Source organism: Synechococcus sp. BA-124 BA4 (assembly GCF_034931165.1).
In genome coordinates this window covers 1-24,239 of sequence record NZ_JAYGIA010000076.1, presented here as the reverse complement: position 1 = coordinate 24,239, position 24,239 = coordinate 1, and the positions used below count along the sequence as shown (strand labels likewise).

Sequence of the window (24,239 nt, the reverse complement as noted above, 5' to 3'; positions counted from 1 at the left end):
CCGGAGCCCAGCTGCACTCGCGAAACAGTTGCTCAGCAGAATCTCCTGATCGGGTCGCGTCCCTTTGAGTGGTGGAAAAGCCGAGGCCCGATTACCCTGATTTGAGAGTGAACAGAGTGGAATGACGGGCGGTCATTCCCGAGGCGATGAATCGTCTCGTTTATACACACTGAACGGTCGTGAATGACGTGTCAAGTCATCCGTTCAGTAGGTTGCTCATCGTGGCGATCGTTGGAGCGCCGGCCCCGGACGCCAGCCGCTGCCGGCCCGCCCTGTGGAGGCGAGCCAGGCGACTGGCCGGGGCCTGAGCTGGAGCCTCAGGACGTAGTGGCGAGCTGCGGCTCCGCTGCCGGAAGCTCATCGGCGGCAGGAGGGATGGCGGCCATCGAATCGAGCGAGAACATGCGGCGGCCCTCCAGCTGCCAGTGCTCGTCCTGTTCCAGCAGCACCGCCCCCACCAGGCGGGTGATGGCGGCGTCGTTCGGGAAGATGCCGACCACCTTGGTGCGCCTCTTGATCTCCTCGTTGACGCGCTCCAGCAGGTTGGTGCTCCACAGCTTGCGCCAGTGGCTGGCTGGGAAGTGGCGGAACGCCAGCACGTCCTCCCGGGCCGAGGCCATCAGTTCAGCGGCCCTGGGGAACTTGAGCGAGAGCACGCCGGCCACCTGATCCCACTGCTACTCCACGCCAGTGCGGCTCTGCTGGGTGAACACCGACCGCAGTGCGGCGGCCACCATCTCCTGCTGCGCCCTGGGCACCGCCTGCAGAAGGTTGCGGGCAAAGTGCACGCTGCAGCGCTGCCAGCTGCAGCCCTGGAACATCCGGCCCACCGCCTTGGTGAGCCCGACGTGAGCGTCGGAGACGACAAGCCGAACACCAGTGAGGCCCCGCTGCCTCAGACCGCCCAGGAATTGCCGTCAGAAGGGCTCGCTCTCGCTGTCGCCCACCTGCAGACCCAGCAGCTCGCGGCGGCCGTCGGCATTGACCCCCATGGCCACGACGACGGCGCGGGAGCAAACCTGCAGGGTCTTGCCCAGCCGGCCGTGGAGGTAGGTGGCATCCAGATAGAGGTACGGATAGCGGCTGCCGTCGAGCGGCCGCTCCAGGAACGCCTGGATCTGGCCGTCGAGCCCCTGGCAGATTCGGCTCACCTCCGAGCGGGAGATGCCGGCCTGGGAGCCGATGGCGGCCACCAGGGGGTCCACCTTGCGGGTGGAGATGCCCTTGACCCAGGCCTCCATGATCAACGCATAGAGCGCCTGATCGATCCGCCGGCGGGGCTCGAGGATGGTCGGGAAGAAGCTCCCCGCACGGAGTTTGGGGATGGCGAGCGGGATGTCGCCCACCTGGGTGGTGAGGGTGCGGGGTCGGCTGCCGTTGCGGTGGCCGAGCCGCTCGTCGGTGCGCTCATGGCGCTCCGCGCCGAGCACGGCCGCGACCTCGAGCTCGATCAGCTGCTGCAGGCCCTGGCGCACCAGCTCGGGGATCAGCTGCCCGGCGCTGCTGCCATTGAGGTGCGGCGCCAGGGGAGAGGCGCCAGAATCCGGTCTGGGCATGGTTCGTCCGGTTGAGGTGGTTCTCAAACCAGGGTCACGGACCTGCCCACCCCCTGCAACGACGGACGTCTGAGGCGGTGTTCAGGCAGCACCGGCTACGCCGGTGCTACTCCTCGGAATTTCCACCACTTGGCGGGACGCCCCCCCCTGATCGAGACAGGGGCTCTGTATGGCGTTTCTTCTGAGTGTGCTGTGGCTGTTCTTTTCCTCTGATCTGTATCTGACTGAGGGAGGCTCTGAAGGCACCTTGATGAACCTGCCATGATCAGGCCTGAAGAGTCGGAAGGTTGGCAGCTTGTTCGGGGTCAGGCCGTCACCCTCCCTGAAAGTGGGCAGGTGACCAAGAGAAGCAGCCATAGAAAAGCATATCCCTACAATCATTCGATTAATTGTAATCAAATAAATGGGACCATACACAACCCAGATCCTTGAGACAGTTACCGTCTTGCTTGCCTCCGCCGTGGCGAGACGAATCACACTTGCAGCGATCAAAGCCGCTCAGCGAAAATACTCATACGGAAAGCCCAGAGTCACAGTGATCACAAAGACTCTGGACTTTTTACTCTTCTTTGTAATTGTTGGTGGATTTCTCTCAATCTGGGGGGTTGAGCGATCCGAGCTAATCTTCTTTTTGTCATCAATGCTGACAATTCTTGGAATCGCTTTCTTTGCGCAATGGTCAATTTTGTCAAATATTACATCAACGATAATCATCTTCTTCAGTCATCCCGCAGGCATTGGCGATAAGGTGAAAATTCTTGATGTTGAATTTGCCGTAGAAGGCGAAATCGTCGATATTGGGCTATTCTTTATCGTCCTGCAGGGCAGCGACGGATCTGTGCTGTCCATTCCAAACAACTTGTTCTTGCAAAAAGCAGTTGTCAGGCAAAGGAGACCGAGACCCAGGTCCAAGACAAAGGAGGATTGAGATAAAGAATGCCTCAATATCAGTTGATGATGGTTCGATATTTTTCCATGACGGGAACAGCGCAGCACTCCCTCAGCAAGCACCTGGTGCCTGGTCAGCTCCCGTCAAAAAAAGAATCGGCTTGAAGTGAACAACTTGCCCTTCCACCTTGCCAGTCCGGAGATCTGGTCCTAAAGCAAAGGTATCTGCTGTGGATGTCCATGCAACTCCAAGCTAAAAACCTTTCCCGCCGCCTCGTTCTCGGGGGTTTCGCGGCCCTGTTGTGCACAACCCTGCCGATCCAGGCCCAGGACCGCATGCCGGCCGAAGCGGTACGCGCCATCAACACGGCCCGTACCCGTGCGGTGAAGATCAACGGAGGGCTCGAGGCCTACCGTCCCGCCAGCTGCATGTTCGCCACAGCTGACCCGGACAACCCCTGCCTGGTCAGCAACGACAGCGACGGCTTCATCTTCCGCTTCCTGGGTGGTCCCCCCACCTGGCAAGAGCGAGACCTGCCGCCCACTCTGGAAACAGAGATCCAGATCTCCCCGGACGGCCGTCAGGTCGAGAAGCTGATCTACAACGGTCCGCCCCGCTGATGAGCTGGTCCGCCTCGACCGGTGCGGCGATTCAGCGAACTGTCGAGCCACGCCGGCGTAGCCGATGGAGGAGTCCATGAACCACCGCACTTGTCCTGGGTGGGGATCGGGTCGTACTGGCCTGCGGCACCGCTGAGGAAGCCCGCCAGGGATCCAATCCCCATCCCTGGGGCCTGTAGCGAAAGGAGCCGGGGCTCCCTGAACGTTGTCGGTGGGGAGATGCCATTGGCCGAAACCACCGCTCATGGAGCTGTTCTCCTGGAGAATGCGCGGGAGGTTGGCCGATGCGGGTTCCATCGCGGGGCAGGCCACCATCAGCAGGATGTTGGTGCCAGGTATCGGCCATGGCTCCCCTGGATTGATCTTTTCAGTGTCTGTAGGATTGAAGCCATCGAAACCGGGTCAGCACCATTCACAAGGAAGTTTCAATAGTCCCGACCGCGACCATATCACTGACGGCTGATACCATCTTCTGAATTCTGAACTTCCCAAAGGAGAAGTGGTGCGACGAACTCTTGAAACCGGATTGAGATTTCAGATCGATGCAAGGCCTCTGGCCGGCCTGCGTTTCAGCATGGCCCATGCCGTCTGATCGGTTTACAAATTTGAACCTCCCACAACCTGGATCAACCCAATCCCACCATTTTGGCGAGGGTTGCGCACGCACTGTTGCCAGATGGGCCTGATGATCTGGAGCCCCAGACTTGATCTGCACCGCAGGTACGGCATGCAATGGCAGGATGGCGCCTCTGATAGACACGACTCCTGACCATGACCCAAGAGACAATGGTGGTGTCATCTCAGCTGTTTTCAGGCCGTCGGCTCGCAGGCCTTGGTCTGGCGGTCGCCAGCGGCCTGCTGCTGGGTTGGCCTGCCGCTGGCCTGGCCCAGGCCGAGCCCCGTTGCACCTTCCTCAACCCGATCGGCGGCAACGGCATGAGCCCGATCGTGGCCAAGTCGGTGGGGCGGGGCAAGCTGTTCGGCAAGTCGAACTGGAACACCGATTTCATCGTCGATCAACCCTTCACCAGCTTCAAGTTCTTCTTCACCGCCAACTCCTCAGATGCCGGAGCCAAGTACCCCGTGGAGGCCTTCATGAAATTCAGCGATGGCAGCTCACTTCAGGTGGTGAATGAAACGATGAATCCTCCGATCGGCACCGGCCGCATGTTCGGCCCATTCCAGGCCATCGAGGGCAAACAGGCCAGCCAGATGAACTTCAAGGTGGGAGCCAGCAGTGACCCCGGCGCCCTGGGGTTCAGCTACCGCATCTCCGTCCAGGGCTGCCTCTGATCCAGTCCCTGAGCATCAGCCTCATCCCCTCAGGCCAACAGCACACCCCCTTGATGACATCGCCCTCGAGACGCTCCTTGCGGATCAAAGGAGCCGCCACCGCCCTGCTGGCCGTCGTGGTCACCAACCTGGGGGCCATGGCCCGCTCGGAGGGCTTCAACCTGAGCAGTCCCCAGATCAAGGCCAACGGCACCATCGCCGCAAAGCACGTGTTCAACGGCGTCGGCTGCAGCGGGGAGAACATCTCCCCGGCCCTGAGCTGGAGTAAGGCCCCGCCCCAGACCCAGAGCTTCGCCCTGCTGGTGCACGACAGCGATGCCCCCACCGGCGGCAGCGGTTGGTGGCACTGGCTGGTGGTGGACATCCCCGCCGGCAGCTCCGGGCTGCCGGCGAACGCAGGCCGCGCTGACGGCATGGGTCTTCCACCGGGTGCCCGCCAGATCCGCACCGACTACGGCAGCCCCGGCTGGGGAGGCCCATGCCCGCCGGTGGGCAACGCACCCCATCGCTACACCTTCACCCTGCACGCCCTCAAGGTGAAGACTCTCGAGCTGCCGCCCGATCCTTCGGCGGCACTGGTGGGCTTCATGGTCAACAGCCAGAGTCTGGGCAAGGCCTCCTTCACCGCTCTCTACGGCCGGTAATCAGCCGAGATACCAGGCCAGCACAGCACCCAGCTGGCCGACGATGCCCTTGCCGGTGAGCCATTCGCCCACGATGGCGGCGCTGAAGCCCAGCATCGCCACCCGGCCGTTGAGGAGTTCCACCCCGGCCAGGGCGTTGGTGTTCCAGGGGCGGCTGGTGGTGAGCCCTTCGCCGAATCTCTCCACCGGCTCGTAGTGGAAGTCCTTGCTGCTCATGGCTTGTGGCTCATCGTGTCCTGCTCCTGCTCCCAGGTGGTCGTTCATGCCATCGAAGGTTCTGGCCCGGCGCAGCCTATGGGGTCCGGAGCACAACCCGCCGGATCCGGCGGACCAGTGCCGGCAACATGGAGCCGCAGCGGCAGTGATTCGACCATGGCCCCAACCCTCAGCCGACGTCAGGTTCTCGGTCTGGGGGGCCTGGCCCTGGGGGTGGCGGCCTCCGGCGGCTGGAGGCTGGCCCAGGGGACTCCAGCGGCCGCGGCGGGCACTGCCGACCTGAGGCTGCCGCCCCGCGGTGACCAGCGTCTGGTGCTGATCAGTGATCTCAATGCCAGCTACGGATCCACCACCTACATCCCCGAGGTGAGCCAGGGGATCGCCCTGATCCCCTCCCTGCGCCCGGATCTGGTGGTCTGCGCCGGCGACATGGTGGCCGGCCAGAAGTCGAGCCTGAGCACCGAACAGCTGCAGGCCATGTGGGCCGGGTTCGATCGCCAGGTGCTCAGGCCCCTGAGGCGGGCGGGGCTGCCCTTCGTTCCGGCGATGGGCAACCACGACGCGTCCAGCAGCTGGGTGGACGGCCGCTACGTCTTTGAGCGGGAGCGGCGGGAGGCCAGCCGCTACTGGCTCCGTCAGCAGGGGGACCTCGGCCTCAGCTTCGCCGACGGCTCAGGCTTCCCCTTCTTCTATTCCGTGGTCCAGAACGGGCTGTTCCTGCTGGTGCTCGACGCCTCCTCCGCCGCGATTCCATCCGAACAGCTGCGCTGGGCGGAGCGGAGCCTGGCGAGCGTGGGGGCCCGCGGGGCCAGGAGGCGGCTGGTGGTGGGACACCTGCCACTGCTGGGGGTCTCGCAAGGGCGCGACACGCCCGGCAATGTGCTGGCCCGGAGCCAGGAGCTCCGCCAGCTGCTCGAACGCCACCAGGTGGAGGCCTACATCAGCGGCCATCAGCACGCCTACTACCCCGGCCGGATCGGCCAGCTCGACCTGATCCAGCTCGGCGCCCTCGGCAGCGGTCCCCGGAAGCTGCTGGGGCAGAGCACGGCGCCGTTCCAGACCCTGACCGTTCTCGATGACGACTGGACCAGCGGCCGACGGCGGGAGAGCACGGTCAACATGCGCACCCTGCAGCTGCTGAATCCGGAGCGGCTGCCGCCACGCCTGAGCGACAGTCGCGGACGCAGCCAGATCCGGCGCCCCCTCGTTACAGGAGGTTGATCCGGTAGAGCACCTCTTCGAGAGCGTCGGCCGCCAGCACCCCGGCCTGGCGCTGGGGATTCTCCGCTGTGCAGCAACTGGCCAGAGGCGCCAGCAGGGTGGAGGGCCGGGCGTGACAGAACTGCACCACACTCATCCGCTCCCGAGCGGACCCGGGAGGTGCCACCACCCGGTGCAGGCCGGCGGGGATCAGGCCATTGCTGAGCCGCTCGAGCATCAGACCGCTGTTGATGATCACCCGCCCCTCGGGAGGCAGCGCCGGCACCCAGCCGCCGGCCACCTCCACCTCCAGGCCACCAGCGGTCGCTCGGGGCAGGGCGGTGATCAGGTTGATGTCGCCGTGGGCGGCGGCCCAGAGGTGACCGGGACCGGGAGCCGCCGCCATCGGCGGATAGCGGATGGCGCGGCTGAGGGTGGGGGCCTCGCTGACCATCTCCTCAAAGAAGGACTCGGCCGCACCCAGGCCCAGCGCGATCACCCGCAGGACCCGCCGCTGCAGATCGGCGAGCGCCCCGTGGAAGCGCAGCAGCACCTCAGTGATGCCGGGCACCACCGCTTCGGGCAGCACCGGCTCGGGATAAAGCAGCGGGTAGCGGCGGCGCAGGGGGTGCGAGGCCGGGATCGGCGCCGACCAGTTGAGCATCTCCTTCCAGTCAGCCCGCTCGCTGCCGGCGGCGGTCTCCACCAGCAGGCCCGTGTAGCCCGTCTGGCCTGAGGCCCCGGCAGCCGTGAAACGGTCCTTGATGGCGCCATCGAGGGCGAAGAAGCGGGCCAGCATCCCGTAAGCCGTGTCGAGCAGATCGCCGGACAGATCACTGCTGGTGTACAGAAAGCCGGTGGCCAGGCTGCGCCTCACCCCATCGACCACCGCCCGCCGGCGGCGGTCATCACCCCGCTCGAAGGCCAGCAGATCGACATCGAGGATGGTGGGATCCATCGGGGCAAACTACGCGCCTTCGCCGGGCTCCTGCAGGAAGAGCTCGGCGACGGAGTCCAGCGCCGGCGAGCCCTCCCCGCGGCTGAAGGCCAGCCAGCGGAAATCGCCGAGAGCGGCGGGATCCACCAGGCGCAGCAGGGCTTCGCGCCGGGCCAGCAGGGCCGCCAGGCCTTCGCCGCCTGCTGCGCCGCAGTCCTGAGCGGCCGACAGCGAGGGCTGCTGCAGGCCGTGCAGGCGCTGGGCCAGACCAAGGGCCAGCAGGGCTTCCCCCTGGCGGCGCTGGCCCAGGACACTCCAGCCGGCCGCCTCGGCGGCCTCGAGCACGCTCTCGATGCAGAGATGGGCGGTGAGGTCCCAGTGGCCGGGCTCCAGCAGAGGATCGGAGCTGGCTCGCTGGGCGCGGTAGGCCATCAGGGTGCCGTTGCTGCGCTGGGGGGCGTAGTAACGCCAGGCCTCGAGGGCGTAGTCGATGACCAGCAGGCGGCCCCGGGCCAGGGCGGCGGCGCAGGCCGCCATCCATGGGGAGAGCCCGGGGTGAAGTTCGCTGCACCAGCCCTCGGGGCGCCTCGGATCGAGGGGCAGCAGTCCGAGGGGCTCCAGTCGGTCCTCATCCTCCGGCTCCAGGGGGTCACCGGGCTCCAGCCGCAACGTTCTTCCCTCCCGCAGCGTCACCTGCTGACGGCGCCATTGGCCGCCGCTGCGCTCGATCCGCTCCACCGCCAGGGCATCGAGCACCTCATGGGCCAGCACCACGCCGCTGAGCGGAGCGGCGGCCATCTCCTCAAAGCTGCTCCAGCGCACGGGCAACGGGCAGCCCTCGAGGCGCTGGCGCTGCCGGGCCGCCATCCCGGCGTTGGGCTCCACCAGCACCAGCTCCAGCCGACCGGCCAGCTGAGGCCAGCCGCTCACCAGCACCTCAGCCAGCTGAGCCGCCAGGCTGCCTTCGCCGGGACCGGTCTCCACCAGGCTCAGGCGCTCCTGGGGGAGATCCACCAGCCAGCGGGCGATCTGAGGGGCCAGCAAAGCGGCGAACTCCGGGCCGAGCGACGGAGCTGTGGCGAAATCTCCTCCCGGGCCGATGCTGAGACGGCCGGCGCCGTAGGCGCCGTGCTCGGGGTCGTTGAGCACCCACTCCATGTAGGTGCGGAAGGGCACGCGGCCACCGGCCCGGAGCAGGCGCTCTTCCAGCCAGGCAGGCAGGGACACGGGGGGTGAGTCGACTCAGAGAGAATGAAGGGCCACTGAAGCAGCCACATGGCCCCTGGCGCCAGATCTCTCCTCCTCTCCACCCTCGGTTGTCTGGCCGCCCTGGTGCTCCTCCTGGCGCCTCTGGGGGGGGCGGCGGGCGGGATGGCCCGGGCCGCCGACAATCCCTCCCTCCTGCCGGATCACCCCACCCCCGTGATCGATCTGGCCCGGGCGCTCACCGATGGTCAGCGGGCCAGCCTGGAGGACCATCTCGAGGCCTTCGAGGCCAGCAGCGGCTGGAAACTGAGGGTCCTGACCCAGTACGAGCGCACGCCCGGCCTGGCGGTGAAGCAATTCTGGGGGCTGGATGAGCGCAGCCTGCTGCTGGTGGCCGATCCCCGAGGCGGAAACCTGCTCAATTTCAACGTGGGCGACGCCCTCTTCGCCCTGATGCCGCGCACCTTCTGGGTGGAGCTGCAGACGCGCTACGGCAATCAGTACTACGTGCGCGACCACGGCGAGGACGGCGCCATCGTGGATGCGCTCACGGCCGTGGAAACCTGTCTCGAGCGGGGCGGCTGCCAGGTGGTGCCGGGCCTGCCCCAGGAGCAATGGCTGCTGACGTTCTGCACCTCGCTGCTGGGGGGCCTGATCGTGGGCTTCGCCGGCTACCCGCGCAAACAGGGTGATGTGGTGGCGTGGAGCTGGGTGCTGCTGCTGTCACCACTGTGGGTGATGCTGTTCGTGGTCTTCGGGCTGGGGCCGGTGGTGACCCGAACCTCCGACCTGCTGCCGGTGCTGCGCAACTCGCTGGGATTCCTGGGCGGAGCGGCAGCGGCCTACCTGATCGCCCAGAAGACGATGGGTGTACCGGGCGGAAACGAGGGATCGTCAGGCGGCGGCGACTGACGCCGGCCGCCAAGGGGGCATCAGCGACCGGAGCTGGCTTCCTGGAGGGCACAGGTGAGGCTGTCGTCGCTGCAGGCGGGCTGCACCGGCGGAGCGGCCTGGGCGACGTCCGTGCGGACGTTGTCAATGGCCCGCAGGCTGGCCAGGTTGGCCTCATAGAAGGCCCTGAGCTGGCCGTAGCGCTTGACGGGCTGGCCGTAGAAGCTGCGGCCGGCCAGGGTGGGGAATGACGCCCATTCGGGCGCCAGCTTGGCGGCCAGTTCAGGAGTGAGGACGCCGCGGTCGGCCAGGGCCAGGGCCCCGCGCCGGTGGATCAGGAAAATGGCGGCCTGATCCTGGACCTGGGGGCCGAAACCGGTGATTCCCAGAGCCCGGGTGGCCATCGCCCAGGTGAAGGGCATGAACTGATAGGCACCAGCAGCGGCGCTGGCGTAGCCCACGGTGCGGTTGACCCGATCGGGATGGCGATCCAGGGACGCCATCAGGCTGCCGCCGAACATGATCCGGTAGCCCACGTCCTCGCCGTTGGCCCAGGTGCCTTCGGCATAGCGGATGGTGTTGAGCAGTGCCCTCCGCTCAGGGGTGATCTCAAAGATGGCGCGCGCGCCGGGCACGTCCTGGGGGGTGGCGATCGCCAGCGACTGGGGCTGAGTGGACGGTGCCGCTCCCGGCAGACGGATCTCCTCCCACGCCGTGGCATGGGCAGGGGCCCCCATGGCGACAATCAGAGCCGGGAGGCAGAGGCGACTGAAACGGGAAGCGGTGGCGAACAACGGATTTAAGGGAGAAAGGACAAAGGCAGCCGCGCTCTTTCATGGTTGATCCCATAAGGAATCGGCCAAGGTGAAACGCTGCTGTGGTGGAGAGGAAAACCGAAGAGAGTTCAAGTCCGTTCGTGAGTACTGAACGGGGATGGAACTGCTTGAGAAAAAATGTCTTGTAAAACTGATCAGATACTCTGATGGATGCAATCAGGTTCAGTAATCAGTGATGAACTCAGAGGAAACCGTCGAAGCGATCGAAGAATACATCTCGGCGGGCTTGGGTTGCACGTCAATGTGTCGAACAAGCACTAGGGCAGGGATCGCATCAGTGACAGTCGCACGACTGTCCACCGGCTATCAGAATTGATCGGGAGGTTCACATCACTGTTCAGCACAGGGTTTGTTGCAGCGAAATCATTCACCGCACTGATCATCAGCTCTGCTGATTGCGACCCCAGTCGTGGTAGCGACGGACACCAGATCGCCTGCCCTGCAATGCTCCCCGGCGATTTCAGCTGTAGGCGAGCGCCTGGTGCTCCAGCCAGCCGGCAGCTGTCTCGGCCCCGTCCAGCGGCAGGGGGCCCAGCGCGGCCGCCTGCAGGGGCTGATCCAGCTGCCACTCGCCGCAGCGCAGCTGCTCCTGGCTGAGCAACCGGTGGCGGCCATGCCGGCGCAGGGCCTCTTCCAGCACCGGCGCCTCGGCAAAGCCCTCCCGGTGCACCAGGTGGATGCCCACGTCGTGCGCCAGGGCTTCACAGAAGCTGCTGTAGCCAGGCTTGGTGATCAACCGCTCCACCAGCGGCATGACCTCCATCAGGCGCAGGCCCTGGGGCAGCAGCCGCACATTGGCCGCCCCCGCCGCCGCGGGCTCGGTGCTCACGAACACAAACTCGGGCCAGCGGCGGAAGGGTTCCTCCCCCAGCTCGAAGCCAAGCCCGCCGAAGCTCACCAGCACGCAGCGGCCGCGCACCGGCAGCTCCAGCTGGTGGCGCAGAACCTCCGCCTGCTCCCGGGCCGGCGCCACGGTGAGCCCCACCCTGATCTCCGGCAGTCCCCAGGCCATCGGCATCGAGAAGGGACAGTGGATCAGTCCCTGGCCCATGCGGTAGAGCTCACGGCAGCGCTCGGCCCAGACCAGAAAGGGACCGCCCATCGGCGCATAGATGGCATCCCAGCCGAAATTGCCCACCCAGATCAGGGGCCAGTCGCCGGCCTGGGCCAGCCGCGCCAGCGCCGGCGGCACATCGCCCAGCAACAGCACCGGGCCGGCCTGGGCCTGGAGCCAGCGCGTCTCCGCGGCGATCTGAGCAGGCAGGTGCCGCTCCAGATCGTCGAGGGCCGCAAGGGTGGCGGCGGGGTCGGCGCCGAGGGCATCGGCCTGGACCACACCCACATCCCAGAGGCAGGGGCGCCGTTCAAAGGGCACCGGTCCAAACACCGTGCGCAGGAACGCGGCCGGCAGGGAGGTGGAGAGCACGAGCCGCCAGCCGGGCTGGCGCTGGGCCAGAGCCAGCAGGATGGCGCCGCTGCGGGAGCCGTGGCCGTAGCCATGGCCGCTGATGGCGGCGTAGATCAGCACGGCAGCGCCTCGGGTTGATCACCCAGCGGCTGATGGTCGCCCAGCGGCTGCCGGTGCAGAAGCTGCTCATAGAGCAACCGCCCTGATTCAGGGTCGTACCAGCGGTGGCTGGCATGGATCAGCTGACCCTCGTCCAGCTCCACCCACGACAGATGGCACAGCTGTCGCCCGTCCCCATCGACGGCATGGCGCGGCACGAAGGCGGCGTTGAGGTAGGCGGTGCCGCGGCGATCGATCAGAAAGCTGCGCCGCTCCCCCCGCCCGCGCTTGAGGGCGTGATGCATGTGCCCGAAGACCACCAGGGGCAAGGGCCGCCGGGCGCGGATCTGCTCGATCGCCTGGGCCAGGTCCTGGTCACCCCAGTCGCAGGCGGGCGATTTCCAGTCGCGCCCGCAGGGATCGCTGGCCTCGCTGCCGAGGCCACTGGGACCACAGTGGGCCAGAAGCACCAGGGGCAGGCGCGGATCGGCGGAGAGGGCCGCCGCGGCGATCCGCTCGGCCGACTCGGCCAACCCGACGGGCCCCCAGAGGGCCTGCACCGCCTTGGAGAGGTGATGACCGCCACCGGCACTGCCTGGCCGGCCGCCCACCACGGACAGGCCGGGAGGGTCGAGCCGGCGGTGGGCCCAGCCGCAGTGTCTCTCGCCGAGCCGGTCGATCTGGCGCTGCAGTTTGCGACCGCTGTGGTCCTTGCCGGTGTCGTGGTTGCCGAGGATGCAGGCCACCGGCAGGGGCAGATCGGCGAGGCTGGCGGCGATGCGCTGGTGACCGTCGCTGAGATCGCCCACCACCAGCAGGGCATCGGGGGCGAGACGGGCCAGGAGGCCCACGTCACGCCGGTCCCATTGCCCGTGCAGATCCCCGGCAATGGCAAGGCGCATGTGGGCCGTGACGACTGCTCCCTTGCCTAGGCTGGTTTCATCCTGCCCCAGTTGAGGTCAAGGTTGGTTTTTGCCGCCCTTGAGGCCCCCACCACTTCCCGAGACCTGCCGGCCGCGATCGATGAGCTGCGCCTGGCGCGAAAGGCCGTGATCCTGGCTCACTACTACCAGAGCCCCGACATCCAGGATGTGGCCGATTTCATCGGCGACTCACTCGAGCTCTCGCGCAAGGCCGCCGCCACAGACGCCGAGGTGATCGTGTTCTGCGGCGTTCATTTCATGGCCGAGACCGCCAAGATTCTCAGCCCCACGAAGACGGTGCTGCTGCCGGATCTCGAGGCCGGCTGCTCCCTGGCCGACGCCTGCCCGGCCGATGGCTTCGCCGCCTTCAGGGCCGAGCACCCCGAGCACATCGTGGTGAGCTACATCAACTGCTCGGCGGCGGTGAAGGCCCAGAGCGATCTGATCTGCACCAGCAGCAACGCGGTGGACCTGGTGAAGCAGCTGCCGGCCGACCGGCCGATCCTGTTCGCGCCGGATCAGAACCTGGGCCGCTGGGTGCAGAACCAGAGCGGCCGCGAGCTCACGCTCTGGCCCGGCAGCTGCATGGTGCACGAAACCTTCAGTGAGCAGGCACTGCTGCAGCTCAGACTGCAGCACCCGGACGCCGAGGTGCTGGCCCACCCGGAATGCCAGCAGCACCTGCTCGATCTGGCCGACTTCATCGGCTCCACCAGCAAGTTGCTGGCCCGGGCTGCCGAGAGTGAGGCGCCGGCCTTCATCGTGCTCACCGAGCCGGGGATCCTGCACCAGATGCGCCAGCGGGTGCCGGGCAAGGCCTTTTACGAGGTGCCGGGCGCCGACGGCTGCAGCTGCAATGCCTGCCCCTACATGCGGCTGAACACGCTGGAGAAACTGTGGCTGTGCCTGCGCGACATGACCCCGGCGATCGAGATGGACGAAGCGCTGCGGCAGCGGGCTCTGGCACCGATCCAGAGGATGCTGGAGATGAGCCGGTAGGGGGAGATCGGCGCCCATCCCGGGCCGTGGCCTGGATTCAGGCTCCGGACAGGGGTTGGCTGAGTCAGGACGGGTGCAGAGAGCCCACGCGCCACACGCCGATTCCCTGGCGGGGAACGTAGACCGCCAGGGTGGATCCGTCGCCGCTCAGAGCGGTGAGACCCGATGGACCCTCAAGTGTGGCCTGGGGCATGGGCGCAGCCGACTGCAGCTGGAGAGTGTGCAGCACCTCTGCGCTCTGGGGGTTGAGGACCTTGAAGACCCCCTTGGACCTCAGCAGGAGACCTTTGTCGGTCCAGTAGAGCTGCTGCGCCCGCTGCACCGCCTCGAAGGTGCGGATCCGGCGCGCCGAGGCCAGATCCCAGATCGAAAGAGGTGGACCCTGGCCGAGAGCGACGGCCAGCTGCCTGCCGTCCGGAGACAACGCCAGGGAAAGAATGCCGGCCGGGCGATCCAGATCCAGGCTTCCGATCAGCTTGTTCTCTGGAACGTTCCACACCTGGATCTGATGGTCGTAGAGACGGCGGGGAAAGGCCAGAAGGCGTCGATCAGAGCTGACGGCGATCGGACGTTCCCTCCAGTCCAGGGTGGAGAGATCAGCGGGAATCACTCGCAGCAGCTGGCCCGTGGCAAGATCCCAGACCTTGAGGCCCTGCGGCTCCGGACTGGGCGCCAGGGTCACGAGCCTGCGGCCGGCCATCGGATAGGCCACGGTGGCACCATCCAGTCGCAGCCGAATCGCTCCTTCGGGCAGCGTTCGCACCTGCACCTGCTCTATGGCCGCCGTGATCAGCTCCTGGCCATCGGCACTGAAGGCCACGGAGCTCAGAATGTCCTGGAGGGTTCGTTGACCGTCCGGTAGTCCATGGAGGTGGCGGATCCGGCGCCGCTTCCGCCTGGACAACTCCAGGATGTCCAGCTGTTGCGCGCTGTTGCGCACCTGCAGCACCGCCAGCTGATCGCCGGCCTCGTTGAGGGCCAGATCCAGCGGAGGGCTGGCATCGCCCGTGAGCCTGGCCACCAGCGGGAACGGCCCAGACGCTGGAGTTGTGTTGAAGCTGATGCTCGGCGGAGCCAGCAGAAGTGCCAGCACCAAGGTGCTGATCAGGTAGGCCAGCACAGTGCAGCCAGCCATCAGCCGGGGCAGGTTCGGGCGGGGGCGCCCAGCGCCGGCTGCCATCAGTCCAAGGACCGCACCCGTGGTGGCACCGGCCGGCACGAAGACCAGGAGCATGAAGCCGAACCAGAGGGCCCCGTAGGGCCCGCCGATCAGGGAAGCCGGGTTGGCCTCGATCGGCAGGAGGCCGATCAGAAAGGTGCCGAGAAACGATCCCCAGAGGGACGCCCACAGCAGGCTTCCCCGTGCAAAGCCGTCCTGCTGAGGCTGCGATCCGGATCGCCTCAGCCGCCACCGCCGGATCAGATCGGCGATGGCGGAGACCACCGCTCCCACGACACTGCCCACCACGAAGCTGACGAGCGTCATGCGCAGCAGCTTCGGGACCACGACCTGCAGAAGCGTGTCAACGCCGATCAACGGGGACATCCCAGGGAAAGCCGCCTGACGCGCGGTGCGTCAATCCTGCTCAAACCTCGGGATCCATCTCCTCGCGCGCCGACAACTGCAACAGACACCGGCAACAGACGCTGAGGCGGAGGCCCGCTGAGATGGCGCTAGGGCTCCGGCCACAGGACATTGACGTCGAGGACAGGCTTGATCAGTCGCCTCAGAATCAACTTGGTGAGAGGCTTGCCGATGAACTGACGCAGCATCCACCGCCATGGGCCGGAGCGTCGTTGCGCATCCAGCCTGTCGAGATAGTCCTCATTGAAGAAGTCGACCAGGGAGTCGACACGAGACCTGATCTGCTCAGCGATGAGCTGACGACGCCTGGGGTCGACCCTGACCATGAGCTGTCGCAGTTCCTGCAGCTGATCCCGCCTCCGCTCACCATCCTCCTCGATCAGGCAGGGTTGAGCGAGACTGACCAGTTGATCACGTACCCGTTTCCAGGAGTCTGTTTCATACTCCAGCACACCGTCCTGGATCTGCTCGTGGGCGAAGGGATTCGCAGCGCAGACGGAAGGGGAAGCCGATGAGGATTCAAGGGAGTCCGAGGATGTCGGCCAACCAGTCGATCAACGGGATCTTCTGATCGATGCACTGAAAATCACCGATCAGGTCGGCAAATTTTCCTTCCCTCAGCCGCTGACGTGCATTGCGCCTGCAGATGTTGTAATCATAAGCCCGGAACTCAAACTCCAGAAATCCTGCGAAAGCTGAGAACACATCCCCGATCAGCAAGGCATCGGAAGCGGTGACGGTGAGCAGCTTGCCTTCCAGGCCCTCTGTCACCCACTGCTGAAAACGGGACTGTCCGAAGACCGCGCTGGCGAGGCCAATCGCCATCGCCAACAGGTTGTCTTCGCGATTGAAGAAGGGATCAGCATCAATCGTGCGTTTACCGGGAGCAACGAACAGATAGTGGCGCTGCGAAGGGCCATCCTTGTCATCAATTTCCCTCGCCAGACTGGCGGCCATGCCAACCGGCTCGTTCTCGAAGACACCACCATCGGTGTACAGGTAGTTACCGCCGTACAGCTGATCACCGGCGGTGGCCTTGCGACTGCTGTCTCTGGTGCGCATCAGACTGGCCGCAGAGCCGCCGGTGCGGACGATGCGACGGGCGCGGAACGCCAACGGAAACGCTCCTGAGGACAGGGCCATCAATCGCAGGATCGGCCAGGAACAGGTGTTCAGCATCGGACGCCACACCACCTGTCGTCCCTTCCGACGAGGTTCCAGCTCAGACAGCTGAATGGTCGGCTCAACCTCCTCCCCTGAACTGGCTGACGGCCCCTCCTGAGGCAACACACGCCGCAGCAGGCAGACGAACTGATCCTTGTAGCGGGAATAGGCGAACGATTCCTTTTCCCCGACAATCTCCTGGGAGAAGCCATTGAGATTGGCCATGGCCAGGCCAATCCGCAGGGAATCCGAGGCTGCCGGATGGCCATTCAGCACATCGCCGGGATCGTCTGGGATGTACTCCTCACCGATGTCATCAACGACTGCAGAGCTGAGCAGGGAATACTTATGATGCTTTCGCGGCACCTTCAGGAGGCTATCGATATTCACCTTCATCACCCAGGCATTGAAGAGGGGATTGTCGTAAGGATCCCTCAGTCGGTCGCCGCCGTAATAGAGCTGCTGGCTCAGGATTGCGGCCGTCATTGCTCCAGCAGAGGCGCCAGTGATCACATCGATGATCACTCGATCCTGCTCGTAGCGCTCCGGATGCTCCTCCTGGAGAAACTCATTGTGCAGGGCGATGGCTTCGAGCAGCTCATACATTACCCCGGCCTCATAACTGCCCAGTGAGACCGCTCCGCTGATCACGATCGCAAGTTTTCTGGCCATTGGAGACGTCCCATCACTCCCTTCATAGCCATGTCGACTTGATGTGGTCAAGGCATTGCCACGAGCCAGCTCTCTTCGATAAACGCTGCCTCTGAGTGGCAGGCAAGACGCTACCGCTTTTGAAAGCAGCTTGAGGGTGGCCTGTCCACTCCAGGGGTTTGTTCCAAGGCGTTGTATCTCCACGGGCGTCGCTTGCAGGCCCGCGCATCGCCAGCAGTGCTCAGAGCATATCCGCTTCGCCTCTCGCGCTAGCACTTGATTTTAGCCCAAAGACCAAGATCACCTTCTGATTTGTACTATCATAGGATCCAAGGTTCCTGGTGTTGAGTGTCAAGTCCCTTATCTTCACCCGGCTGAAATTCTTCTATCCGAGAGTGTTCGCTTCTCTCTCATTGTGGCGCCCAAAAGCTGACGTTCCCCAAGCCTTGATGCTGTCAATATCAGCCGTCACGAAGAGGCTCAAAGTCCATGTCGGTGACCATGCCTGTGATGGATATCGCTGACGTGGGCGTGCTCGTGCGCAATCGGCTGGTGCAGGTGCTCATGGGCATGCCAGCAAGGGCCTTGAGGCATGTCGGCAGGCAACTCATCCCCTGAGTGATCATGCTGGTGGTGAGGGTCTCCGCCGGCCGGATCGTGGCGATGCCGGTGGGCATGGCGGAGGGGCTCGTGGCGGTGCCAGTGCCCATGATCTTCCTTCAGCAGAACGGTGATGCCGAGGACCATCAGGGCTGAGGCCATGGCCATGCCGCCTGTGAAGGCTTCCCGCAACACCAGGACGGAGAAGAGCAGGCCCACGAACGGCGCCGTTGAAAACACCACCGATTCGCGCGCCGCACCCAGGTGGCGCAGGGCCAGTAAATCCAGCCAGATCGAGAGGCCATAGCCAACGGCGCCGATCGACAGCAATGCCAGCAGAGCGGGCCAGGCCGGCAGGGTCTGGCCGGCAGCGAGAGCCAGGATCAGCATCGGAACCGAGGCCCCGATCGCCTTCAGCAGGGCAATCTGCAAGGGATCACGCAGACTCAGGCGTTGGCTGAGGTTGTTGTCGATTCCCCAGGCCAGGCAGGCTCCAGCGATCAGCACGGTGCCCAGCACCGTTGCGCCGTTCAAGGAGCCTTCGGTGAGCAGCACAGCACCGGTGAGGATCAGAACGGTCGCGATCAGACCCTTGCGGCTGAGGTGTTCACGGCCGATCAGCACCGCGATCAGCAGGGTGAACACCGCTTCCAGGTTCAGCAGCAGCGAGGCTGAACCCGCCGACACCAGAGTGAGACCCTGCACCAGGCAGATCGGGCCAACCATCCCGCCCAGAATGGTGAGCCCCAGGAGCGGGGGAAAGTCACGGCGCTGAACCGGTGACTCCTCCTGCTGATGGCCCAGGACCCCCCGCACCATCAGCAGCGCGATGGCGGCTCCGGCGTAGAGCAGCGCGGCGATCATCAGCGGTGAGCCTTCGCGGCTGATGACGCTGATCAACGGCGCGCTGAGACCGAAGAACACGGCGGCCAGCAGGCCGGCGATCAGGCCCCAGCGCTGCGGGTTGCCCCTCACTCTCGTCACTGGATCACCGCCAATGGCTTCAAGCCTCGCGCAGGCTTCCGGAGGCGGGGCAGCAACCAGCGTCCGAAACTGGCATAGAGGGCCGGGAGCACCAGCAGGGTGAGGCTGGTGGAGGTGATCAAGCCACCGAGCACCACAATCGCCAGGGGTTGGAGGATCTCGTTGCCGGCCCCGAAGGCCAGGGCCAGCGGCAGCATGCCCAGGGCTGAGGTGAGTGCCGTCATCAGGATCGCGTTGAGGCGCTGAAGGCTGCCGGCGCGGATGACCTCTTTGAGCTCCATCCCTTCCGCGTGGCGGCGGTTGTAGTTGTCCACCAACAGCAGGCCGTTGCGAACCGCCACCCCGAACAGGGTGATGAACCCGATCAGGGAGGCCACGGAAAGAACGCCGCCGGTGAGCAGGATGGCCACCAGCCCACCGACCAGGGCCAGGGGCAGGTTGATCAGAATGGCGATCGTGGCCGGGAGTGATTTCACGGCGATGAACATCAACACGCCGATCACCAAGGTGGCCAGCAGGCTGTAGAGCACCAGGTTGGCGGTGGCCCGCTCCTCGGATTCGAACTGCCCGCCATAACGGATCAGATAGCCGCTGGGAAGTTTGATCTTGGCGTCGATCACCTTCTGGATGTCACCCACGACAGACCCCAGGGGCCGGCCACTGACATTGGAGGACACCACGATCAGCCTGGAGACATCCTCACGGTTGACCACATTGGCACCCAGTCCGTAGTCGATGCGGGCCAGGTTGCCCAGGGGCAGCATGGTGCCCGCAGGGGTGGCGATCGGAATGGCCCGCAGGGCATCAAGGCTGTTGCGGGAGTCCTCGCCGAGCATCACCACCACATCCATGCGCTCGGTGCTGTTGTCCACCACCTGGCCCACGGTTTTGCCGTTGAGGGCGATCTCCACCGCCTCAGCGAGTTGCTGCATGGTCAGGCCTTGGGCTGTGGCCGCCTGACGATCGAAGGCAATCTGCACCTGCTGGATCGGCAACTGGGGTTCGAGCTGCAGATCCACCACCCCCTGGATCGGTTCGATGGCGTCACGCACCTGCTCGCCGATCCTGCGCAGCTCGCCCAGATCAGGTCCGTAGATCTTGATGGCGATCGCACTGCGGACCCCCGAAAGCACTTCATCCATGCGGTGGGAGATGAAGCCGCCGATGTTCGGGGCCACCCCGGGCAGCTTGAGGAAGGTTTCTCGTAGTTCGGCGATGGCGGCAGGGCGATCGTTCATCGCCTCATCGCTCAACTCCACATCCACATGGGCCAGGTTGACGCCTGCCCCATCGGCATCTCCCGGTGCTCGTCCGGTCCGCACCTGCACCCACTCAAAGAGGGGGCTGGATTGAAGGGTGTTGGACAAGGCCAAACCGGCGCGGTTGGTCATCTCCAGCGATACGCCGGGATAGAGCACCATCGAGTTCACCAGGGATTTCTCGCGGAACTCCGGCAGGAACACCCGCCCGAGGCTGGGCAGGATGGCGCAAGCCAGCACCGTGATCGCCAGGGCAGCGGCCAGCACGCGTTTGGGGGAGATCAGCGCCATCTCCAGCAGGGGCCGGTAGGCCCGCTCGGCCCAGGTGGCGATCCAGGTGCTCTCGGCGGGGAGCCGCGTGTTCGCCAGGAGAATCCCGCAGAGCGCTGGCGAGAGGGTGAGCGCCACCAGGGTGGAGGCCGCGATCGACAGCAGGTAGGCCAGGCCCATCGGCGCGAAGATCCGCCCCTCCACTCCCGTAAGGCTGAAGATCGGCGCGAACACCACCACGATGATCACGGTGGAGAGGATCACCGGCTGGCGCACCTCCACCGAAGTTTCATAAACCACCTGCAGGGGGTTTTTGGGATTGACAGCGACCTGATTCTTGCGAAGCCCGCTGTAGCAGTTCTCCATGTCCACGATGGAGTCGTCGACCACCGAACCGATCGCCACCACCAGACCACCGAGGGTCATGGTGTTGATCTCCAGCCCGAAGGCCCGCATCAGCATCAGGCCGATCAACAACGACAGGGGGATGGCACTGAGGGTGATGACGGCGGTGCGCCAGTTCATCAGGAACAGCACCATCACCACCGAGACGATCACGATGCCTTCGATCAGGGAACTGCTGACGTTCTTGATCGCCGTGTCAATGAAGCTGGCCTGCCGGAAGGTGCGCTGCACCTGAATGTCACCTGGCAGGGTCTTGCTGAGGGCGGCGATGCGCTCCTCCACCTGGCGGGTGACCCTGGGGGTGTCGATGTCGGGCTGCTTGTTGATCATCAGCACCACCGCCGGCTTGCCGTTGAAGCTGCCGTCCCCGCGCTTGAGGGCACCGGCCAGTCGAACCTCGGCGAGCTCGCCAAGCCGCAGCGGTTGGCCCTTGCCATCGAGCACCACCGCATTGGCGAGATCGTCGCTGCTTTGGGCCTGGCCGCTGGCGCGGATCAGCTTCTCCTGGCCGCCTGCGATCAGAAAGCCACCCGGTGCATGGGCGCTGGCGGCCGCCGCTCCTTCAGCCACGGCCTGCAGCGACACGTTGCGGGCCTGAAGCTGTTGAGGATCGATCAGAATCTGCTGGTGCCCCTCCTCGCCGCCGTAGAGCGTCACCTGGGAGACCCCGGGCACCGCCAGGATCTGATGGCTGAAGGTCGTGGAAACGATCCGGCGCAGCTCCATCAGCGTGGTGGAGCCGCCGTCCTTCACCGTGAAGGCGTACTGCAGGATCGTGCCCAGCGGTGACACCAGCGGCGAGATCGCTGGGGCACTGGCGTTGGCGGGCAGCACGGCTTCGATCTGCTGGAGGCGCTCCGCCACCGATTGACGGGCCCGGTTGATGTCGGCGTTCTGATCAAAGACCACCTGCACCATCGAGAGCCCCACCTTCGAGGAGGAGCGCACCGTTTCCACTCCAGGCAGCCCATTGACGGCCGATTCGATCGGCACGGTGATGCGTTGCTCCACCTCCTCGGGTGCCAGCCCATCCGCGGTGGTCTGCACATCCACCTGGGGCGGGGCGAACTGAGGGAAGACATCGAGGGGCATCCGGCTGAGGATGGAGAGGCCCCAGAGGGTGATCAGGATGGCGGCGACAACAACCAACCAGCGCCTGGCGATCGAGGTCCGCAGCGTCTGGTTGAGCAGGCGATTGAGCATGGAATGGGATGGGGCGGGAGGAGAGAACGAAGGGCTCGGCGGGTCAGTTCTTCTTGCCCAGGCGTGAGACCACGACCACCCCGCCCACCACCAGCACCGCGGCACCAGCGCCGATCGCCAGAGGGTTGAGACCCCCTGCTGCTGTTTGGGTGGTGGCGTCTGGAGCTGCTGGTGCTGCTGCCGTTGTCGCCGGTGTGGAGCCCTCTGCGCTGGGGATGGCAGAGCTCTGGCTCTTCTTCGACTCGGCGTAGAGCGAGAGGGCCCCCTGAATCACCACGTCGTCTCCCGGCGAGATGCTGCCATCGGTGATTTCGATCTGATCACCCTGGCTGGCACCGGTCTGGAGAAACACCGGGTCGTAGGTGGTGCCGCTCTTGACGAACGCCAGGGGCTTGCCATCCGCATCCACCACCGCCGCCACTGGAATGGTGACCACACCACCGGCTTCGACGGCGGGGGCGGTGGTGATACCCAGCAGGGAATCGATCTCCGCGCTGGCCTTCACCTGCCGCACATTGCCTGTTTGTTGAAACTCATCGCCATGGCCCACGTGGGCCATCGATGGGCTGAGGCCGCCGAGGGCCAGGGTTCCGAGGCTGAGGCTGCCGGCCAGAAGAAGAGCGCGCATGCTGCTGCTGCCGCAAGGGCAGGACAAGGACCCGCAGAGGATGCCGCAGTGGCGATGAAAAACAGGTGAAACCGCCTGCGCTGCTTAGGATCAGCCGACGTCGCCCCCAGGCCCGGGCCCATGCCGCTGCGCATCCTGCTGGTCGAGGACGAAGCCGAACTGGCTGTTGCAATCCAGACGGTGCTCCAGGCGGATCAGCATGTGGTCGACCATGTCGCCGAAGGGCTCGGCGCCTGGAGCCTGCTCCGCAGCGATCTGGCCACCTACAACCTGGTGATCGTCGATTGGATGCTGCCGGGGCTGTCCGGGGTGGACCTCTGCCGGCGGATACGGAGGGCTGGCCTCACCCTGCCGGTGCTGATGCTCACGGCCCTGGCTGATACCAGCCACCGGGTGCAGGGCCTTGATGCCGGCGCCGACGACTACCTGAGCAAGCCCTTCGCCATGGAGGAACTGCTGGCGCGGATCCGGGCGCTGCAGCGGCGCCAGCCCAGCTACCGCGAGCCACTGGTCAGCTGCGGGCCTTATCTGCTGGATCCGGCCGAGGGCTGCCTCAGCGTTGAGCAGGGAGAGGACACCACCAGGATCACCCTGTCCGCCAAGGAACTCCAGCTGATGGCCTACTTCATGGAGCATCCGCAGGAGATCATCCCGGGTTCGCGGCTGCGCTCTCAGCTCTGGTCACTGGATGAGGATCCGATCAGCAATGTGGTCGCGGCCCAGGTGCGTCTGCTGCGGCGCAAGATCGCCAGCCACGGACTGGCCTCTCCGATCGAGACCGTGCCTTCTAAGGGCTATCGCTTTGATCCGGAGTCTGAGGACAAGCCATAGGACATCTCGCCATGGCCAGACCTGGACCCATGTCCCGCAGCCGCCTGCGGCTGGCGGCGATGTACCTGGCGGTGATCGGGGTGATTCTCTATGCCGCCGGCTACGGGATGTTCGGCCTGTTGATGCGCTCCAACTGGAAGGCCCTCGAGAGCGAAGTGGAAACCCTCGCCGGCACTTTGCATGACAGCCTCAAACCGTTGTTGCCGGAGGAGGCCAGACCCTCTCCGCAGCTGGCCTCCGTACTGCCTGGGCTTTGCCTCGCCGGTGATCCCTGTCCATCGCCGCCTTCTCTGATCTCGCGTCATGCCGTGAGTGTCACGGACCCGGAGCGCTTCTACCTGCGCCTGCTGGATCCCCGTGGCGTTCTGATCGCCCATTCCCCGGGATCACCAGGTCTTTCGCCACAAACCAAGGTTGAAAGCTCCGGCTCCTCGTGGTCGGTGGTGGTGGGGCCAGGGGGCGATCGCTTTCTGCAGTATTCGATCCACCTGCACCATTCGCACACATCGGCGCATTCAGGCGCGAATGCGCAGGAGCTGGATTGGGGCTACCTGCAGATCGGGCGCAGCCTGCGCGCACTGGATGCGGAACGGGAACGGCTCTGGTGGGCAACACAGACGATTGTGCTACTCGCCCTGCTGGTGGCGGGCCTGGCCAGCTGGTGGCTGTCCGGTCTGGCGATGCGGCCGCTGCTGACGGCGTACCGGCAGCAGGAGCAGTTCACGGCCGATGCGGCCCACGAACTGCGCGCCCCTCTGGCCAACCTGCTGGCCGTGGTGGAAGCCCACAGGGCGCAGCCGCCGGCTGACGCCATGGCCCGGGTAGCGCCCCTCCGAGTGGTGTAACTCAGGAGGTCCTGTGACCCTCTCCGGAGGGTGAACAGGAGCAGTCAGGGGATGACTGCTTGGAAGCTGATTGCGCAGCTCCATTGATCCATTATGA

The 24,239-nt window shown here is 65.3% G+C and carries 21 protein-coding genes and 1 pseudogene; 10 read left to right on the top strand and 12 right to left on the bottom strand.

From position 1 onward, the window contains the following. Nucleotides 1-317 precede the first annotated feature (317 nt). Nucleotides 318-1,556, bottom strand: a pseudogene (locus tag VB734_RS10025) (IS256 family transposase). A gap of 403 nt (nt 1,557-1,959) precedes the next feature. Between VB734_RS10025 and VB734_RS10020 the strand changes: the two are divergent. The 4 genes from VB734_RS10020 to VB734_RS10005 all read left to right on the top strand — a co-directional run bounded on the left by VB734_RS10020 (nt 1,960) and on the right by VB734_RS10005 (nt 5,002). After that, complete coding sequence (locus tag VB734_RS10020) at nt 1,960-2,484, top strand: mechanosensitive ion channel domain-containing protein (RefSeq protein ID WP_322781536.1); 525 nt, start codon at nt 1,960-1,962, stop codon at nt 2,482-2,484. 200 nt (nt 2,485-2,684) lie between these two features. Further along, nucleotides 2,685-3,065 (top strand): hypothetical protein, encoded by a 381-nt coding sequence (locus VB734_RS10015; protein WP_197164720.1) that lies wholly within the window; start codon nt 2,685-2,687, stop codon nt 3,063-3,065. A gap of 771 nt (nt 3,066-3,836) precedes the next feature. After that, complete coding sequence (locus VB734_RS10010; RefSeq protein ID WP_231594778.1) at nt 3,837-4,358, top strand: hypothetical protein; 522 nt, start codon at nt 3,837-3,839, stop codon at nt 4,356-4,358. Nucleotides 4,359-4,411: 53 nt separating this feature from the next. Next, the gene (locus VB734_RS10005; RefSeq protein WP_322781537.1) at nt 4,412-5,002 is read left to right on the top strand and encodes a YbhB/YbcL family Raf kinase inhibitor-like protein; all 591 of its coding nucleotides are present in this window, start codon (nt 4,412-4,414) and stop codon (nt 5,000-5,002) included. Here the strand turns inward: VB734_RS10005 and VB734_RS10000 are convergent, their stop codons facing one another. Next, nucleotides 5,003-5,218: a chlorophyll a/b-binding protein gene (locus VB734_RS10000; protein WP_197164724.1), complete on the bottom strand. Its 216-nt coding sequence runs from the start codon at nt 5,216-5,218 to the stop codon at nt 5,003-5,005. Nucleotides 5,219-5,374: 156 nt separating this feature from the next. Between VB734_RS10000 and VB734_RS09995 the strand changes: the two genes are divergently transcribed. Further along, a complete protein-coding gene (locus VB734_RS09995; RefSeq protein ID WP_197164726.1) occupies nt 5,375-6,439 on the top strand; it encodes a metallophosphoesterase family protein in 1,065 nt (354 codons plus the stop codon). Here the strand turns inward: VB734_RS09995 and VB734_RS09990 are convergent. Further along, nucleotides 6,426-7,376, bottom strand: coding sequence for an isopenicillin N synthase family dioxygenase (locus VB734_RS09990; RefSeq protein ID WP_197164728.1), 951 nt, complete (start codon nt 7,374-7,376; stop codon nt 6,426-6,428). The two genes, VB734_RS09995 and VB734_RS09990, sit on opposite strands and share 14 nt — an antisense overlap. 9 nt (nt 7,377-7,385) lie before the next feature. Next, nucleotides 7,386-8,582 (bottom strand): class I SAM-dependent methyltransferase, encoded by a 1,197-nt coding sequence (locus VB734_RS09985; RefSeq protein WP_322781538.1) that lies wholly within the window; start codon nt 8,580-8,582, stop codon nt 7,386-7,388. A gap of 48 nt (nt 8,583-8,630) precedes the next feature. Here VB734_RS09985 and VB734_RS09980 point away from each other — a divergent pair, with 48 nt between their 5' ends. Then, nucleotides 8,631-9,473 carry a TPM domain-containing protein gene (locus VB734_RS09980; RefSeq protein ID WP_197164732.1) on the top strand — a complete coding sequence of 281 codons (843 nt, stop codon included), beginning with the start codon at nt 8,631-8,633 and terminating at the stop codon, nt 9,471-9,473. A 20-nt stretch (nt 9,474-9,493) separates the two neighbouring features. Here the strand turns inward: VB734_RS09980 and VB734_RS09975 are convergent, their stop codons facing one another. From VB734_RS09975 to VB734_RS09965, 3 genes are all read right to left on the bottom strand, one after another. After that, nucleotides 9,494-10,189 carry a glycoside hydrolase family 104 protein gene (locus VB734_RS09975; RefSeq protein WP_231594779.1) on the bottom strand — a complete coding sequence of 232 codons (696 nt, stop codon included), beginning with the start codon at nt 10,187-10,189 and terminating at the stop codon, nt 9,494-9,496. 559 nt (nt 10,190-10,748) lie between these two features. Continuing rightward, on the bottom strand, nt 10,749-11,816 hold the full coding sequence (locus VB734_RS09970) for a hypothetical protein (RefSeq protein WP_197164736.1): 1,068 nt from the start codon (nt 11,814-11,816) through the stop codon (nt 10,749-10,751). Then, a complete protein-coding gene (locus tag VB734_RS09965; protein ID WP_197164738.1) occupies nt 11,810-12,697 on the bottom strand; it encodes a TIGR04168 family protein in 888 nt (295 codons plus the stop codon). Before VB734_RS09965 ends, VB734_RS09970 begins: the two co-directional genes overlap by 7 nt. A 63-nt stretch (nt 12,698-12,760) precedes the next feature. On the opposite strand from VB734_RS09965, the gene nadA reads away from it, so the two are divergent. Beyond that, nucleotides 12,761-13,717, top strand: coding sequence for a quinolinate synthase NadA (gene nadA, locus VB734_RS09960; RefSeq protein ID WP_197164740.1), 957 nt, complete (start codon nt 12,761-12,763; stop codon nt 13,715-13,717). A gap of 64 nt (nt 13,718-13,781) precedes the next feature. Here the strand turns inward: nadA and VB734_RS09955 are convergent, their stop codons facing one another. Continuing rightward, nucleotides 13,782-15,263, bottom strand: coding sequence for a WD40 repeat domain-containing protein (locus tag VB734_RS09955; protein WP_322781539.1), 1,482 nt, complete (start codon nt 15,261-15,263; stop codon nt 13,782-13,784). A gap of 122 nt (nt 15,264-15,385) precedes the next feature. Here VB734_RS09955 and VB734_RS09950 point away from each other — a divergent pair, with 122 nt between their 5' ends. Next, entirely contained in the window at nt 15,386-15,817 is a 432-nt protein-coding gene (locus VB734_RS09950) for a hypothetical protein (RefSeq protein ID WP_322781540.1), read from the top strand. 4 nt (nt 15,818-15,821) lie between these two features. On the opposite strand, the gene VB734_RS09945 is transcribed toward VB734_RS09950, so the two are convergent. From VB734_RS09945 to VB734_RS09930, 4 genes are all read right to left on the bottom strand, one after another. Continuing rightward, nucleotides 15,822-17,321, bottom strand: coding sequence for a patatin-like phospholipase family protein (locus VB734_RS09945; protein WP_322781541.1), 1,500 nt, complete (start codon nt 17,319-17,321; stop codon nt 15,822-15,824). A gap of 276 nt (nt 17,322-17,597) precedes the next feature. Further along, nucleotides 17,598-18,692 carry a DMT family transporter gene (locus tag VB734_RS09940; protein WP_323243322.1) on the bottom strand — a complete coding sequence of 365 codons (1,095 nt, stop codon included), beginning with the start codon at nt 18,690-18,692 and terminating at the stop codon, nt 17,598-17,600. A gap of 5 nt (nt 18,693-18,697) precedes the next feature. Further along, nucleotides 18,698-21,838, bottom strand: a complete 3,141-nt coding sequence (locus VB734_RS09935) for an efflux RND transporter permease subunit (protein WP_197164746.1) — start codon at nt 21,836-21,838, stop codon at nt 18,698-18,700. 43 nt (nt 21,839-21,881) lie between these two features. Further along, nucleotides 21,882-22,466, bottom strand: coding sequence for a hypothetical protein (locus VB734_RS09930; RefSeq protein ID WP_197164748.1), 585 nt, complete (start codon nt 22,464-22,466; stop codon nt 21,882-21,884). 120 nt (nt 22,467-22,586) lie between these two features. Between VB734_RS09930 and rppA the strand changes: the two genes are divergently transcribed. Next, nucleotides 22,587-23,297 carry a two-component system response regulator RppA gene (gene rppA / locus VB734_RS09925; protein ID WP_197164750.1) on the top strand — a complete coding sequence of 237 codons (711 nt, stop codon included), beginning with the start codon at nt 22,587-22,589 and terminating at the stop codon, nt 23,295-23,297. A 29-nt stretch (nt 23,298-23,326) separates the two neighbouring features. Then, complete coding sequence (locus tag VB734_RS09920; RefSeq protein WP_322781543.1) at nt 23,327-24,142, top strand: hypothetical protein; 816 nt, start codon at nt 23,327-23,329, stop codon at nt 24,140-24,142. Nucleotides 24,143-24,239: the final 97 nt, after the last annotated feature.